This window comes from Desulfocicer niacini, assembly GCF_054657595.1.
The window spans coordinates 83,454-99,972 of the sequence record NZ_BAAHYK010000016.1 but is presented as its reverse complement, the minus strand read 5'-3'; the positions used below and the strand labels follow the sequence as shown (position 1 = coordinate 99,972).

Here is a 16,519-nt window from a genome sequence, read left to right as displayed (position 1 = left end):
CCCGTTTTTTATCCCTGTATGGGTCCCACATCAAAGAAAAACGGGATCATCATAATCATTAATCTTCTTTTTTCCAACCACCCAAAAGATGGAGATGAAGATGAAAAATCACCTGTCCACCGCCCTTTTCAACATTAAATAAAAGCTTATATCCCGACTGATCCACCCCTTCTTTTTTGGCCATATCTTTGGCAACCATATGCATTTTTGAAACAGTTTCTGCATCGGCTTCGGTGAGATCATTGATACTTCTGATGTGCCGTTTCGGCACAATGAGCAGATGCACCGGGGCATGGGGGTTGATATCCCGGAATACCACACACATTTCATCTTCATAAATAAATTCCGATGGAATTTCACCTTTGACAATTTTACAAAACAGGCAATCCTCTGCCATTTTCATCTCCTTTTGTGAAGAATGGGTTTATAATTTCTGGGTTCTTATATCCAAGTCAGGAACCCTCAATGGTTTCCATCAATTGTTCCAAAACTTCTGTGGCCTTACCTTGGAGAAAAATATGGGTGATAAAATCAGTGTAATCCGATGGTTCTGTGTTGATTTCAATTATTTTTGCTCCATTTTCCCGGGCAAGCCGTGGGATCATGTTGGCGGGTGCCACCCTTCCAGTGGTGCCGACTATGATAAAGACATCTGCCCTGTCTGCTTCGGCAAAGGAGTACTGGTGGGCGTGAGCAGGAATAGACTCCCCGAAAAAAACGGCGTTGGGTTTTAAGATCCCCCGGCACTTTTCACACCTGGGTGGCAAAATGGACAGATCCACCCTTTCCACCTTGATGGTGCGGCCACATCCAAGACAGATCAATTTCCTCAAGGCACCATGAAATTCATGGATGGTTTGACTTCCGGCATCCTGGTGAAGGCTGTCCACGTTCTGGGTGATCACCCCGTGAATGTGTTTTTGCGCCTCCATTTCCGCCAGGATATAATGGGCTGCATTGGGCTTTACCCTACCAAACAACTCATAGAAAATATCCCGCATCACCTCCCAGCAATGGCCAGGATTTTCATGGAAATAAGAGATGTCAAAGGTGGCCGGGTCATACTTGTTCCATAACCCGTTTTTCCCCCGGAAGGGAGGGATACCACTTTCCACAGAAATGCCGGCACCGGTGAAGGCCATTGCACGCCTTGCCCCGGTTATTATTTTTGCCGCCTGTTCATATCGTTTTTTGTCACTAATTTTCATTTTTATTAACCATAGCTAAAGGATGCCTGAAGATTCTGGCTCAAATTGTCGACAGCAGAGCCCCCGACGGGCCATCGGCCCCAAAGGCGATCAGTCTTTTTGGCCTGCCGGGCGTTAAAAAGCGCAGGCTGTTTGAGTACAAACCTGTCCGCAACTCCTGGGCTTAAGACCGGCAGGGCAAAAGGGCTGCCGACGGGCCCGGGCCGATTCGATCGCCCGTCGGGGACGTCATAATACCATTTTCATTCTTCGTTGTGTCCGCCAAAACATGTGGATTATATCAGCTGCATCACCTCAAAGGTATTGGTCATGAGATCACAGATGAGCAATCGGTTTCTTAAAACCTCCCCCTTACCCAGCACCACCTTGATTACCTCAGAACACTGAAGGGATGCCACCAGCAAAGCACAATGGGGCAGATTGCCCAGTTGTTTTTCAATGCCATCCGCCTGGTGACCCCGGGGATCGCCATAGATCAGTTGAAACCCCGGATCTTCAGGGTAAATCACAGTTACCTGGCCGGAAATACCTGCAATGGCACCAGATACCAGTGGGATACCCCGGGACCTTGCCAGATCTTGCAGTAAAAACCGATCCCCAATGGAGTCCAGACAATCCACCACCACATGGGCGCTACCCATGATTTCGCGAGAATTTTCCCGGTTCAAGAACCCATGGAATGCGTGTACCTTCACTGTTTTGTTGATGGCCGCCACCCGTTCCCGGGCCGTCCGGGCCTTTGAAGTGCCAATGCCTTTTTCCGTGGACAACAACTGCCTGTTTAGATTGGTTTCATCAAAGACGTCGCCATCCACCAGATCAAGGGTGCCAATGCCAATGCGGGCAAGGATTTCCACAACACCGCCACCCAGGCCACCCAGCCCCACAATACACACCCTGGTGTCTGCCAGAAGCGCCTGCTCAGACAGGCTGATGGTTTGAAAATTTCTTGCATATCTTGTTTTCATATCCATTTCGACATTCTCATCCCCCCCCCACCGGCGGGAAGATACCCACCCGGTCATTATGTTTCAATTCATAGGAAGGCAACTGTCTTGTACCATTGATGAAAATAAGTTTCACATCGGTTTCCGGAATACCAAACTCTGCCACCAGATCTTTGACACAGGTACCCTCCGGAATTTCCATATTTTGGGGGGAATCGGGCAGAAAAGATCTAAGGGTGGCAAAAAAATTCAAGTTAATATTTATCATATTTCTCTCTTTCCGTCGATGCGCTTCCCACTGTCAGAGGTGATAAATCCGTTTAACACTCAGGGATTGATCACAACATCTGTCAGGCTGGATGGGTCTGTCCTTTGCTCTCGACACGTATGCTTAAAAAGCCCCGACACCGGTCCAGACGTTTACTTTATCATTTATAGATGATATAGACGCAAAATCAGTTTCTTTATCAAGGCCATGGAATGCCGTCTATATGCAGATAATTACCATGACAGATATTATGACACGCTTATTGAATTGTATGCAACAGGAAAAAAAGAGGGAATAATGGGGCAGGCCACCATGGAACCAATTACGATGGATCAATTTGCAGAAAATCTGGCAACCTTTGCCATCAACCGGGATGACTTAAAAATGCTTCTCCGGGCCATGCCCGCAGATGACACCGTGAATCGGACCTGCGTGGAATATGAACTTCAGATTTTAAAGATATTAAGTGTGGGCTGGGCCATCTCTTTTTATATGGAAAACGCGCCCATCAAAAAGGAAATTAACCAGCGATTCTGGGATAATATAAAAGAAATTTCCAGGAATATTTCCCAGCTCACGGAAACCACCACCGGGCAGGTAGTGGATTACTTTTCCATTCTGAAAAAACGTATGGACACCTATGTTGCCATAATGAAACAAAATGCAATTGAGGGAACCGACCCCTCCTTTATCATGGGGCCGGCCTTTGCCGATGCCTGCCAGTGCCATGACGATGCTGCGGTGATCCTCACCGGAACCAAGCTGTTTACCATGACCCTTGGGGGGATAAAAGAATACCTCAATGCCGTGGACATCCAGCCATCTCAGGTAGAGATGTCCTGATGGGACATCTGCTCCCCTGGAGGGTTTTATGACTTTTACCATACCTACCCCCCGGCAACTGCTACGGGGTATCATCGGTGTGAATGGATTCATGTTTCTGGTGTGCCTGGTTGTAAGTGGCAAAAATACTGATTTTTCCATAAATCCTTTCACTGCGTTATCCCCCTCCACCAACACCCTTATTTACATGGGAGCCACCGGTACTGTACCTGTTGATCATTACCAGCAATGGTGGTCATTGATAACGGCAAACTGGCTCCATGGAAGTCTCTTGCACATCATCTTCAACATGACAGCCCTGGTTCAAATCGGCCATCTGGTCATGGGTGCCTATGGGGTTCACCGGATGTTTATCATCTATACCATAAGCGGCATTGCCGGATTTTATATCTCCTATGTTGCCGGAGTCAGTGTGACCATTGGGGCCTCGGCATCTATATGCGGCCTCATCGGGGCCACCTTGTACTTTGGAAAATCCAGAGGTGGCCCATTTGGCCAGGCGGTTTACAAGCAGACCATGGGCTGGGTATTAAGCCTTATTGTCATAGGTCTTGCCATCCCAAGCATCAATAACTGGGGACACGGTGGGGGACTTGTTGCCGGCGCAGTACTTGGATGGTTGCTGGGATACCATGAGATCCGACGGGAAACCGGATGGCATGTTATGATTTCCGTGGGGGCCATGGCCATCACCGCACTTTTTCTGATCTGGACAGTTGTGACTGCACTCTACCTGTTATAGAGAAGGCCTTTACTGCTTTTTATACTCTTTTAGCCATGCGGACATTGACAAATGCCAGATACAATACATATTACCGATGAAATACAATAGTACCCAAGCACACCATAAAATAAGGAGAAAAAATGAAGGGAGATTTTAAGAAAATTTTATTTGCGACAGATTTGTCCAACAATTGCAGACACGCCTTTGCCTATGCGGCAAACCTGGCAGCCCGATATGAAGGGGGTATCACACTTCTGCATGTCATGGAAACAGTTTCTGAATCTCTGGATTCCAGACTAAAGGGACTGCTCGGCAAAGAACAATGGGAAATGCTTCACAGCAAGCATGAACATGATGCCAGAGCCACCCTCATCGGCAAAAAAAGTGAACTTGCAACCATCCATCAGGCCCTTGGTACATTTTCCGACACCGCACAGAACGAAGAATGCCGCTATGTGGTGGAAAATATCCTTGTCAAGGATGGCCATGTGGTGGACACCATTCTGGAAACCGCAGAGGAAGAAGGTTGTAATCTCATCGTAATCGGCTCCAACAAAACCATGTTCTCCGATGCGAAATCCATGGGTCATCGCGCCAAAAGTATCCTGAAACGATCCCGGATTCCGGTCATGATGATCCCACCTGCGGACGAGTAACCGGCGGCAATTCGATGTCCGGTGTCCCATCAGGCCCTGTCCTGAGAACAGCACACTGATCGGCACCACCGGCAAGCTGCCGGTGGTGCGACCTGAGTTTTGAAAAATCAAATTTTTCCAGGGCTGTCTTTAAGCTCTGAATCTCCGCCGCCAGCTTATCTGTAAGTCCCTGTTTAAGGCCCATGGACACCCGCCGGTTATATTGTTTTTTTATCTCCGTTTCAATGCAGTGATGCCTGAGATCCAGTTTAATTTCAATTTTTTCCAATGCAAACATCCTGTTTTTTAAATTTCTCATTCTGATGAGAAAACACAAAAATAACTCAATTGCAAAACCAGAATAACAATAAATTTATAACTTATTCTGCTTTTTCAAACACATAATTCAACTGACATCAATAATTATGATCAAATTTACAATGTCTATAGCACACCTTTTGAACTCCGTCCAAAGGGGATATTGAGCTTTTTCATTTTTTTTCTCAAGGTTGAGGGATGAATATTCAATAGCCTGGCCGCCCCTTTTTCTCCCTCCACCCGACCCTTGCAAAGGCCCATAATCCTTTGAATATGCCCGGATATGACCTGATTAAGATCAGGGAGTTGATCCATGTCCGTGATGGTCGAAGAAGCGGTTCCGTACAACAAATCTGCCTGATTCTCACCGATACCTTTAAAAAAAAGCAAGTTTTCCCTGTCCAGAATCAAGGAACGTTCCACAGCATTTTCAAGTTCCCGGATATTCCCCGGCCAGTGATAGTCCATCAAGCGCTGAATGGCACCAGGTGCAGGGTTCGGAGTAACAGTCCGTTTCATTTCTTTGGATTTTTTCATAATAAAATGCTGAATAAGATCAGGTATATCCTCTTTTCTATCCTTTAAAGGGGGAAGGATGATGGGAAAGACTCTGAGCCTGAAAAACAGATCCGCTCTGAATTGATATTTCGCCATCATTTTTTCAAGATTCTGATGGGTGGCCGCAATGATTCTTATATTTACCCGGACGGTCTCGGTGCCCCCCAGTCTGTCAATTTCCTTTTCCTGCAATACCCGCAAAAGCCGTACCTGGGCCTCGGGTGATAATTCTCCAATCTCATCTAAAAACAGAGTACCGCCATTGGCACGTTCAATACGTCCTCGTTTCTGGGACACCGCACCGGTAAATGCCCCTTTTTCATATCCAAACAGCTCACTGTCCAGAAGGGAAGCCGGAATGGCACCACAATTTACCGGTATGAAAGGTCTGTTTTTTCTATGTGACAGGTTATGAATGGTATTTGCAATGACCTCTTTGCCCGTGCCGGTTTCCCCCAGCAGCAATACCGGACTTTCCAGGGGGGCGACCTTTTGAACCAATTGCATGACCTTCTTCAATCCACTTTGGGCACCAATAACCTTTTCACCGGAGAATTTGTTGAGTTCATCCTGGAAATATCTATTGTCATCTATGAGAACTTCCTTGAAATTTTGCAATTCCCGAAAGCGCAAGCTGTTGGTCAAAGCAATGGCACAAGGTTTACTCAAAAGACTGAAGAGATGAACATGTTCCCTGGTAAATTTTTGTTTTCCATTGTTAAATACCGAAAGTACTCCCAGCATGGTCTTTTCCAACACAAGATCCATGACCAGCCCAGATAAATCAGAAGCACCAAAGGCTTCAGCCACAGGCCCTGTGACAGGATCATCGCCGAGTCGATCTATGACCTTGATCCGAACGGAGCGCTGATCCTCAACCTGTTTCCGGCCTTTTTTTGTTAATACATTTTTGACTGAGGTCGCATCATATTCTGTTGGTGTTGCATGGGCAACTGTCTCCACAATTCCGGCTCTCTGGTGATATACATGAAAACTCATGTGCCCCACCGGCATAAACCTTCGAATATACAACAGACATTGATGCAACGCCCTTTCAATCTCAAGGCTTCCACAAATTTTTAATGTCGCTTCACTGAAGAATTCTTTTTCATCAACCGGCATGGAGGACTCCTCAAATTTAAAAATTTTCTGTTCTATTTAGCAGTTTATATCCAATATGGCAAATAGAACAGAATTTTCTTTTCCATGGTATAGTTTTGTGTCTAACCCCAATACATCCTCCTTTATTAACAGCTAATTTTGATATGGCACATTTTATGCTTTGTCATATCGGACTAACCAAGTGGCCTGTATGACAAACAACTCGATAAAAAGGGAAAATGCAATGGAAATCAACAAAGTTACGGTGTTAGGTGCTGGTATTATGGGCGCAGGTATTGCCCAGACAGCAGCCCAGGCAGGGTTTGATGTCACAATCCGGGATATGGAAGATCGTTTTGTGGAAAATGGACTGGCAACAATAAAAGGCAACCTTGACCGCTCCGTATCCAAAGGAAAAATGGAAGAAAGCATGGCCACCGAGATAATGGGCCGAATCAAAGGCACCACGGATTTAAAAGAGGCCGCCCAGGATGCTGACATGGTCATTGAAGCCATCATTGAAATCATGGATGTTAAAAAACAGGTTTATCAAGAGCTGGACAACATCTGTAAAAGAGAAACTATCTTTGCATCCAACACATCCGGCCTATCCATCACTGAAATGGCAAGTGTTACCACAAAACCTGACAAGGTTATCGGTATGCATTTTTTCAACCCGGTACCCGTGATGAAACTGGTGGAACTGATCAAAGGATATACCACCTCGGATGAAACCCTTGAGATTGCCACGGCTTTTGTCAACACCATTAAAAAGACCCCCATAGAAGTCAAGGAAGCACCTGGCTTTGCGGTGAACAGGATACTGTGCCCCATGATAAATGAAGCTATTTTTGTGCTTGCAGAAGGCGTGGCTTCCGCCGAGGACATTGACCGGGGAATGACCCTGGGTGCCAACCATCCCATAGGCCCCCTTGCCCTGGCAGACATGATTGGACTGGACACCATGCTCATGGTCCTGGAAGGTTTTCATAAAGAGCTGGGAGAAGACAAGTATCGGCCTGCCACCCTGCTCAGAAAAATGGTACGTGCAGGTCATCTCGGCAGAAAAAGCGGCAAGGGGTTTTACGACTACACAAGATAAATACGTTTGGGACTTGATCACACCATGGGCCATTGATCTTTCTAAAATGCCCGATGTCATGACCAAGCCCAAATAAAGACATCCGCTTGTCCATACGGCATGCGCTGATCTTCACTTTCGTGGGATGGCATATGTAGTGCTGATCCGAATAAATTCGAACCAAGAATTAACATAAATAACGATGGAGTAAGAATAAAAAATGAAAGATATTGTGATTGTTTCTGCCTGTAGGACTGCCATTGGCTCCTTTGGTGGAACCCTAAAAGATATGAACGGTGCCGCCATTGCTGCCGTCACCATGAAAGAAGCCGTGAAAAGGGCCGGGATAGAGCCCAATATTATTGATGATGTGCGATATGGCTGCTGCCTGGAACACCATGATACCCTTAATGTAGCCAGGGTCGCTGCGCTCATGGCCGGAATTCCGAATACGGTTCCGGCAGTTACCGTGAACCGGGTCTGTATATCAGGAATGGAAGCGGCACTTTCTGGGGCGGCCATGATCCAGGCCGGCATGGCAGAGGTTATTCTTGCAGGGGGTGTGGAGCATATGTCCGGAGTACCCTATGCGGTTCCCAATGCAAGATGGGGCTGCCGTCTCCAGGACCAGCAGTTTGTGGACAGCATGATACATGCCCTGCACTGCGGATCTCACCTTCTTCCCATGGGTGGGGACACGCCGTTGAATACCAATGAGGCACCGGCAAGCTATTTTATGGGAAAACCCTATATAATGGGACACACAGCAGAATTTGTAGCTCAACATCTGGGGATTTCAAGGGAAGAGATGGATGAAATTGCCCTGCGAAGCCATAACAACAGTGAACGGGCAACAAATGACGGCTCCTTTAAAGAGGAAATCGTACCCATTGAGGTACCCCAGAGAAAAAAAGCACCCCTTATTTTTGATAAGGACGAACATTTCAGACCCGGCATAACAATGGAAAAATTGTCAAGCCTGCCGCCGGCATTTGTTCCTAAAACAGGAAAGATAACCGCAGGAAATGCCAGCGGTCTCAACGACGGGTCTTCCGGCATGATCATCATGTCATCGAACAAGGCAAAAGAACTGGGGTTGACACCCATAGCGAGAATCAAAGCCACGGGTATGGGCGCCTGTCACCCCACCATCATGGGTCTTTCACCAGTGCCTGCCGTGAAGCAGCTGATGGACAAAAGCGGGCTGTCCATAAAAGATTTTGAACTGGCAGAGGTCAATGAAGCTTTTGCCGCACAATATCTCGGGTGCGAAAAAGAACTGGGACTGAATCGTGAAATAACCAATATCAACGGTTCCGGCATCGGTCTTGGGCATCCCATCGGTTCTACAGGGTCAAGGATTATGGTCACCTTGATCCACGCCATGAAAAAACGGGGCAATACATTGGGCCTTGCCACCTTGTGCGGCGGGGGAGGTGTGTCGCTGGCCTGTGCCCTTGAAATGCTTTAGTATCAATTATTCCGAAATCCCCGGCATAAACGCCTCTATTTTTAACGCAAAATGTAGAGATACCTAACTTGGACAAGCCAGAACCCAAAAGGCTTTCTGATTCTCTTGCCAAAATAACACGAAAATCAATGATGAAAATCGGCATCCTTCATTCCCGCTTTACCCTTTCATGGGGTAAATGGTCATCTTGCGGTGTTCGTCCCCAAAAAGTGTAAACTACTTTTGTTATGATATGAAGGATGCCTAAAAATCTAACATTACTTGCATGATTGGTTTTGGGTAAACCCAGATCCCAAATTCCGGTTCGCTCGTGACGGTTATAAGAGAGAACATTTATGCCTAACAAACAATCGGTACAATAACGGATAGACAAAAAGGAGATATTTGAATGGCGCAATTAATTTCAGATCGCAGAGATATTGATTTTGTCCTACATGAACAACTACAGGTGGAAAATTTAACCAAGGCGGAAAAATTCAGCGAATTTGGTAAAAAGACCATTGATCTCATCATTTCCGAAGCCAGAACCCTGGCGGTTAAAGAGATGCTGCCCCTGCAGAAACCCAGTGATATAGGATGTGAATTTAAGAATGGTGAGGTAAAAGTCCCCGAAGATTTTCATAAAGTCATGGAAACATACAACGAAGGGGAATGGCTGGCCATGACCGATGATCCCCAATGGGGAGGACAGGGCATGCCCAAAAGCGTGGCCATGGCTGCCAACGAATATTTTTACGGTGCCTGCAACTCCTTTATGATCTACAACCTGTTAACCCATGGTGCCGCCAAACTCGTTGAAACATTTGGAACAAACAAGCAAAAGGAAATTTATCTGAAAAACATGCTCTCCGGAAAATGGGCCGGGACCATGCTTCTCACCGAGCCCGATGCCGGATCTGATCTGGCAGCTGTTTCCACCATTGCAAAGGATAATGGCGATGGCACATACGCTTTGGAGGGCAACAAGATTTTTATCTCCGGCGGTGAGCAGGACCTGACGGAAAACATTATCCATCCGGTGCTGGCAAGACTGGAAGATGCGCCGGCGGGCATCAAAGGCATATCTCTTTTCCTGGCACCCAAATACCGGGTGAATAACGATGGAACATTGGGAGAGTTTAATAATGTTGTCTGCACCGGAATTGAAGAGAAGATGGGGCTTCATGGGTCTGCCACCTGTTCCCTGGAACTGGGGGGTAAAGGTCAATGTCGTGCAACTCTTTTGGGAGAAAAAAACAAGGGCATGGCCGCCATGTTTCTGATGATGAATGAGGCCCGCCAGATGGTGGGGCTCCAGGGATTTGCCAATGCCTCTGCCGCCTATATCTATGCGGTCAATTATGCCAGGGAACGGATGCAGAGCAAGGGCCTTACCGATCCTGTGGGTTCAAAGGCCGTGGCCATCATAAATCACCCCGATGTCAAAAGACAGCTGCTCATGATGAAGGCCTGGGTGGAGGGTATGCGGAGCCTGATTTATTATGGAGGGTTGTGCCATGACCGTATTGCCATTGCATCCGATGAGGTGGAAAAAAAGCAAATTTCCACCCTGCTCGAAGTGCTGACGCCCATTATCAAAGGCTACATCACGGACAAGGCATTTGAGGTGTGCAACCACGGCATACAGATTTATGGCGGTTACGGGTTTATAGAGGAGTTCCCCGTGGCCCAGTTGTTGCGTGATTCCCGAATCTTCATGCTTTATGAAGGGACCAACGGCATTCAGTCCATGGATCTAATGGGACGCAAGTTGAGCATGTACAAAGGTGAACCTTTTAAATATTTTCTGGATCAAATTCAGAAGGTGATCACCCTGGCCAAGCCGGTGGAAGAGATTAAAGAACTTACCGAAAGCGTGGAAACATTTTTTGCAGAATATACGGAAGCCACTCAGCATCTTGCAAAACTGAGCCAATCGGCCAAGGTTTTGGAGGCATTTGCCTTTTCACATCCTTTTATGGAGATGACCGGAGACCTGGTCATGGCATGGATGCTGTTGTGGCGAGCCAGTCTGGCAGCGCCCCAGATTGGAAAAAAGAAAAAAGACACGGCTTTTTACCAGGGACAGGTTCAAACTGCCCGGTTCTTTATCAATACCATTTTGCCCATCACCAAGGGGCGACTTGATGCCATTCTAAAAGGCGATGCCGTTGCCGTAGAGATGGAAGATGCAGCCTTTGGCGGTAAATAAGAATTTACCTGGGTTGAAGAGCCAGATAGCCAACAGCTAAACATGTGACTCATACGTTTTTTTGGGGAGGGCATGAATTCATGCCTCTCCCCTCCCCATAGACAAACCATTGATTAATATGCCCAACAAGAAAATGGGAATACGTCGCTTAAATTTTTATAAAAAAGAGTAGTCAACTCTAATATTTTTTTATGCTTCGTTGTGGACAGAGAGCAAGAGGAGGTCTGCCCATGGCAGTTATATTGAGTCAGACCATTCTAACTTCTTCTGCCTTCATCCGGTTATTTTGCTGTGACATTATACACGACGGGACCGACATTGAAGTGTTCCATATATTCATCTTTTGGGCTTTTTGACATAATTCTTCCCTGAAATCAGGATGTGCAATTCCGATCAAAGCCTCAGCTCTCTCCCATGTTGATTTCCCTTTGAGGTTTGCCATACCATATTCCGTCACCACATACTGGGTTATAGTTCTGGGAAGGGTCACGATGGTCCCGTTTTCAAGAAAAGGCTGAATCCTTGACTTGATGTTACCCGCCTTATCTTTCTTTGTCGAAGAGAGACAGATAAAAGATTTTCCTTCTTTTGAATGGTAGGAACCGTAATTATAGTCAAACTGTCCTCCGGTACCGGAAATCTGTCTGAAACCAAATGATTCAGACGAAACTTGGCCGTATAGATCCACTTCAACTGCATTATTTACGGAAATGGCTTTGTCGTTTGCGGCAATTCGTTGAAAATCGTTGGTGTAATCCACAGGAAAACTGCTGCAGACAGAATTTTTATCTATAAAATCATAAAGTTTCTGGGAGCCCAAGGCAAATGTGTACACCATCTTACCTAAATTTCCAGTCTTGTTGCGCCCTGAAATACATCCGGCTTCGTACATATCCACAAAGGAATCACAGAGCATTTCAGTATGGACACCAAGATCCTTCAAACCGGAGGATGCAATCATCTTTCCAATGGCATTGGGCATGGCGCCAATTCCAAGCTGAAGACATGAACCGTTTTCAATCTCAGCCACCACACGTTCTGCGATATTCTGATCCACCTCGCCGATGGCTGGTTCAGGAAGGCAGAAAATCTCTGAATTATCAGTTTCCACCACATATTTGACTTCTGAGATGTGAATCGTTTCATTGTAACCGCCAAAACAATAAGGGACCTTATTATTTACCTCAACGATAACTTTTTTCGCCCTCTCAATCTGGGATCTTTGGAATGAATTGGAAATTCCAAAGTTAAACATACCGTCTTTATCCATAGGTGTGGTGCGAACGATATATACATCAATATCTGAACTTCCCCGGTCATAGTAACCTGGCCCCTCATGGTAAAGCAGTGGTATGTAATTACACAGCCCTTTGTCATGGAGTACACGGTCACCGCCTGTAAAATGCCAGTTATTATATACAAAGCCAGTCCTTGTAGGATCAACAGCACCAACCTGTGAAATCCCCGGGAACCCAACGGCTCGAACCTTTACGTCCGACAATTCCCCCACCCTTTTGGCGAGCGCTTTGTCCAGCTCAATGGGTGCACATATAAAATGACCATAGTCGACCCAGTCTCCCGATTTGATAATCTGTACGGCTTTTGCTGCGGTGGTGAGTTTCTCTTTATAAAGTCCGACACAATTCAAAATCTTCTTCTCCCTTATCTGATTTAAACGATTTCCGGTAACCTGGGCATCTTTTATTTTCCTGTTTTCACTTATTTGAAAGGGTGAAAACCGAAATAATGCAAGTCTTTCCACCATCACAAACCAATCAACATCTAAAGTTGAGTGTTTTTTAAACCCCAACGAATAAAGGCGCATTCTGTTTGTGAAAGCGTAACATGGAACATAAAAATGCCAAGCAGTAAATTATTAATCCTTAATTTTTGCAATATAAGTGCCAATATCATCAACTTAATCTAAATAAATCGCAATACCAAAGAAGACGACCATAAAATGGGAGAATGAGATATAATTTCATCAACTATGGAAAAATAGAGAGGGGCTTTGCAGAGAATTGAAATAAAAAACAATACGACAGAGTTGTCGTATTTCTAATATTTTATATGTCAATACAGTTTATTTTCAAGCACTTGGCCTAATTACGACACTTTTAAACCAATATGCGACATAATTGTCGCATCACATGAGGTAGGATGAACCGTTTTTTTCGCCAGCACATGGGGCAACCGACGTCAGACTTATGTACTTGACGTTATAGACCCAATCCGGTGCGAACTCAATACGACAGCAATAATGCCGATAAAGCAGGTATGACAACGCACAAGCACAATGCTTTTGACGAAAAGCCATGGAATACAACATCTGCCATAAAAAATTGGATCATCAAGTGGCTGATACACCGGAGTTATTTATTTTGTATTGTGCAACTTTTCGCTCAAGGGTTCTACGATTTATACCAAGCGCTTCTGCCGTTTTACCACGATGCCAGTTTTTTTCCAGAAGTACTTTTTTTATCAAAGTTTTTTCAATTTCACCCATGGCATCTTTGAGTTTAAATGACCCCTCAGGAAACAGTTTTTTGGAATCCGAAGGCATGGATAATCCGGAGGAAGGAAAATCATGAATAAAGTCAAGGGAGCCAAGGGTCAGGTAACGGCTTAATGAATTCTGGAGTTCTCTGACATTGCCGGGCCAGTGGTATTTCAAAAATGCATCATTGGCGACACTATCAATTACAGGAAAATCAGAACTATTGTTTTTTAGTTTCATAAAATGCTCTAAAAGAAGCGGAATATCTGATTTTCTTTCCCTTAAAGGAGGCAAGTGGATGGGAATCACGTGTATTCGGTAAAAAAAATCATCACGCATTTTTCCCTGCTCTATCATCTTCACAAGGTCTTGGTTGGTGGCAGCTATAATTTTTATATCAGGTTTTATCAACTTTCTGCCACCAAGTGCCATAACCCCTCCTCCCTCTATGGCCCGCAGCAATTTAACCTGCATGCCCAAACTAATTTCCCCTATCTCATCAAGAAAAAGAGTCCCCCCCTCTGCGAGTTCCAAATACCCTTTTTTATCCGATGATGCGCCTGTAAATGCCCCTTTGTTATAGCCGAAAAATTCGCTTTCCATCAAATTCTCCGGAATGGCTCCACAGTTAATCGGCACAAAAGAGTGGTTTTTCCTTTTGCTGAGGCGATGAATTTCTTTTGCTACCAGCTCTTTTCCCGTGCCGGATTCTCCGTAAATGATAACACCGGAATCTGAAGTTGCAGCGCGCATGATCAATTCGTAAACCTTCTGCATTTTAGAACTTTTACCTACGATATCACCGAATTTGTACCTTTCTTGCATTGTCAATTTTAAACGAACATTTTCTTCTTTCAGCTGGTCTGCAGATGTTTTTAATTTTTCGGATTCTTTCTTTTTATCTGTAATGTCTATAAGTATGGTCTGTCTTTTTCTCACGCGTCCCTTTGCATCAAGAATGGGGGTGGAAAGCATGTCATACCATGTATCATCCTTTCGACAATGGAATTCTTTTCTGACGGTCTCACCTCTAAACACTTTTTCATGGTCACACCACGGGCAGGGAAAATCGAATCCATATAGAACAGTATAACATTTACTATCTTTTCCAAGAATTTTTCCAGTCTTCTCAGACAACATTCGATTTAAAAATTCAATCCTATAATCCACCAGAGTGGTGTAGATAAGCCCAGGAAAATAATCAAGAATTGCAAGCAGTTCGCCCTCTCTTTCAACCAGGCTCTTTTCTGCTTTTTTCTTTGCTGTAATGTCGGTCAGTGTGGCAACGCTCGTTGTGGTTCCCGGAATCATATCCATCTTGATATGAATATCAAATATTGCACCTGTATTTCCTAGAAAATGGGTCTCATATTCTTTGGGTGCCAGGTCTGGATCAATCCGTCGTAAACGGTGATACGCCTTCATTCGTTCAAGATCTTTTGCTGCAACCATTGAGGTCCATTTAAGCTTTCCTTCAACATCCTCCTTTGAATATCCCAGCAAGTTAACAAAACGTTCGTTAATTCTTGATATTATATAATTTTTCTCAACCACAATGGTTGGTGCAGTGGACTTTTCAAAAACAAGTCTGTAAAAAGCCTCATCATCTTCAGCACGAAGAGGCGTGTTGCCTCTGCCATCCGGAATTTTTTGAAATTGGGTAAAACAATCTTTTTTTTTCATTGTATCTTTTTTATTAGAAAATAAACCCCTGGATCTCTGATCCAGGGGACAATTGATTGGCTTTCGACTTGGAAATCTCAATCGATTCAAGGTCGTGAACAGACAAATCGCATGAAGCGGAACCTGTGCACGATCTTTATCAACCCAGCCTGATAAGAGAATATAGCCCAGCTTGGCCCAACCTTAACAAAACCGTACGAGGACCTCACAAAGGAACAGGATTAGTGATCTTCATGAACATAAAAAGGCCATTTGTGAAAAAACCATTCATTCCATAATAGTGGAATGATCCACCAAAAGTTCCATATCAGAGATTCACCATGGACAAACTTATGGTCCCAATGTGGATTACCAAGGCCCCACTCTCCCCAGCCTGCGTAGTAAAAAATACCGTAATTGATGCCACAAAGAATCATAACACCAAAGGTTCTAAAACCAAAGGCCATCCAGGAATCTTTATCCTTGACAGGAACCATGTCATCAAAATAATGATGCCATATCAAAAATGGAAGCAATGTAAATCCTGCGATTTCCGCTGAATGATACCAAAGGAATCGAAGCAATTCCGCATCATTTGGTTTCGCCGCCTGAAGATGATGAAGCAGATCATGGGGAAGCCATAATGGTGCAATTTTTATACAGATCAATGCAAGAACGTATGCCCCGGCTACATTAAGAACAAAGGAGAGCAAACCTTTCCAGGGTTGGGGCAAAACAATAAGGCTCCATGGTTTCATCCGCCATACGTTGACGGTCATAAACAATATAATAATCATCCACTCCCACCAACCAAAAATCCAATGGAGGTGGCTAAATCCCGCAACCTCCCCCCACCATGGTGTATTCAAGCCAAAAGCATTCCCCAGGGCCACTTCATAAACACCCCCCCAGAAAGGAACAATCAAAATTGCATAAAAAAACACAGTCCACAAAGAGCACCATCCAATTTCAAGCAGACCTGCCTGGGGCTGGGGAAGATCACTGGGTCGAACGG

General features: G+C 45.1%; 15 protein-coding genes. 6 read left to right on the top strand and 9 right to left on the bottom strand.

Going from position 1 to position 16,519, the window contains the following annotated elements; all coding sequences use genetic code 11:
- Positions 1-58: 58 nt before the first annotated feature.
- From ACYQ2M_RS10610 to ACYQ2M_RS10595, 4 genes are all read right to left on the bottom strand, one after another.
- Positions 59-397, bottom strand: coding sequence for a histidine triad nucleotide-binding protein (locus ACYQ2M_RS10610; protein WP_459916313.1), 339 nt, complete (start codon positions 395-397; stop codon positions 59-61).
- Positions 398-452: 55 nt separating this feature from the next.
- A complete protein-coding gene (locus ACYQ2M_RS10605) occupies positions 453-1,208 on the bottom strand; it encodes an SIR2 family NAD-dependent protein deacylase (protein WP_459916312.1) in 756 nt (251 codons plus the stop codon).
- 275 nt (positions 1,209-1,483) lie between these two features.
- On the bottom strand, positions 1,484-2,182 hold the full coding sequence (locus ACYQ2M_RS10600) for a HesA/MoeB/ThiF family protein (protein WP_459916311.1): 699 nt from the start codon (positions 2,180-2,182) through the stop codon (positions 1,484-1,486).
- Positions 2,183-2,192: 10 nt separating this feature from the next.
- On the bottom strand, positions 2,193-2,423 hold the full coding sequence (locus tag ACYQ2M_RS10595; RefSeq protein WP_459916310.1) for a MoaD/ThiS family protein: 231 nt from the start codon (positions 2,421-2,423) through the stop codon (positions 2,193-2,195).
- 312 nt (positions 2,424-2,735) lie between these two features.
- Between ACYQ2M_RS10595 and ACYQ2M_RS10590 the strand changes: the two genes are divergently transcribed.
- The 3 genes from ACYQ2M_RS10590 to ACYQ2M_RS10580 all read left to right on the top strand — a co-directional run bounded on the left by ACYQ2M_RS10590 (position 2,736) and on the right by ACYQ2M_RS10580 (position 4,646).
- The gene (locus ACYQ2M_RS10590) at positions 2,736-3,266 is read left to right on the top strand and encodes a hypothetical protein (protein ID WP_459916309.1); all 531 of its coding nucleotides are present in this window, start codon (positions 2,736-2,738) and stop codon (positions 3,264-3,266) included.
- A 28-nt stretch (positions 3,267-3,294) separates the two neighbouring features.
- A complete protein-coding gene (locus ACYQ2M_RS10585; RefSeq protein ID WP_459916308.1) occupies positions 3,295-4,008 on the top strand; it encodes a rhomboid family intramembrane serine protease in 714 nt (237 codons plus the stop codon).
- 122 nt (positions 4,009-4,130) lie between these two features.
- Positions 4,131-4,646 carry a universal stress protein gene (locus tag ACYQ2M_RS10580; RefSeq protein ID WP_459916307.1) on the top strand — a complete coding sequence of 172 codons (516 nt, stop codon included), beginning with the start codon at positions 4,131-4,133 and terminating at the stop codon, positions 4,644-4,646.
- Here the strand turns inward: ACYQ2M_RS10580 and ACYQ2M_RS10575 are convergent.
- Positions 4,618-4,914, bottom strand: a complete 297-nt coding sequence (locus ACYQ2M_RS10575) for a hypothetical protein (protein ID WP_459916306.1) — start codon at positions 4,912-4,914, stop codon at positions 4,618-4,620. The two genes, ACYQ2M_RS10580 and ACYQ2M_RS10575, sit on opposite strands and share 29 nt — an antisense overlap.
- A gap of 155 nt (positions 4,915-5,069) precedes the next feature.
- On the bottom strand, positions 5,070-6,623 hold the full coding sequence (locus tag ACYQ2M_RS10570; RefSeq protein WP_459916305.1) for a sigma 54-interacting transcriptional regulator: 1,554 nt from the start codon (positions 6,621-6,623) through the stop codon (positions 5,070-5,072).
- Positions 6,624-6,846: 223 nt separating this feature from the next.
- Here ACYQ2M_RS10570 and ACYQ2M_RS10565 point away from each other — a divergent pair, with 223 nt between their 5' ends.
- The 3 genes from ACYQ2M_RS10565 (at position 6,847) to ACYQ2M_RS10555 (ending at position 11,345) form a co-directional block, all read left to right on the top strand.
- Positions 6,847-7,704, top strand: a complete 858-nt coding sequence (locus tag ACYQ2M_RS10565) for a 3-hydroxybutyryl-CoA dehydrogenase (RefSeq protein ID WP_459916304.1) — start codon at positions 6,847-6,849, stop codon at positions 7,702-7,704.
- Positions 7,705-7,903: 199 nt separating this feature from the next.
- Positions 7,904-9,154: a thiolase family protein gene (locus tag ACYQ2M_RS10560; RefSeq protein WP_459916303.1), complete on the top strand. Its 1,251-nt coding sequence runs from the start codon at positions 7,904-7,906 to the stop codon at positions 9,152-9,154.
- Between the two features lie 388 nt (positions 9,155-9,542).
- The gene (locus ACYQ2M_RS10555) at positions 9,543-11,345 is read left to right on the top strand and encodes an acyl-CoA dehydrogenase (protein WP_459916302.1); all 1,803 of its coding nucleotides are present in this window, start codon (positions 9,543-9,545) and stop codon (positions 11,343-11,345) included.
- Between the two features lie 247 nt (positions 11,346-11,592).
- Here ACYQ2M_RS10555 and ACYQ2M_RS10550 read toward each other — a convergent pair whose 3' ends face one another.
- The 3 genes from ACYQ2M_RS10550 to ACYQ2M_RS10540 form a co-directional block, all read right to left on the bottom strand.
- Entirely contained in the window at positions 11,593-12,993 is a 1,401-nt protein-coding gene (locus tag ACYQ2M_RS10550) for an acetyl-CoA hydrolase/transferase family protein (RefSeq protein WP_459916301.1), read from the bottom strand.
- Positions 12,994-13,695: 702 nt separating this feature from the next.
- Positions 13,696-15,525: a sigma-54 interaction domain-containing protein gene (locus ACYQ2M_RS10545; RefSeq protein WP_459916300.1), complete on the bottom strand. Its 1,830-nt coding sequence runs from the start codon at positions 15,523-15,525 to the stop codon at positions 13,696-13,698.
- 221 nt (positions 15,526-15,746) lie between these two features.
- Positions 15,747-16,457: a hypothetical protein gene (locus ACYQ2M_RS10540; RefSeq protein ID WP_459916299.1), complete on the bottom strand. Its 711-nt coding sequence runs from the start codon at positions 16,455-16,457 to the stop codon at positions 15,747-15,749.
- Between the last annotated feature and the right edge of the window lie 62 nt (positions 16,458-16,519).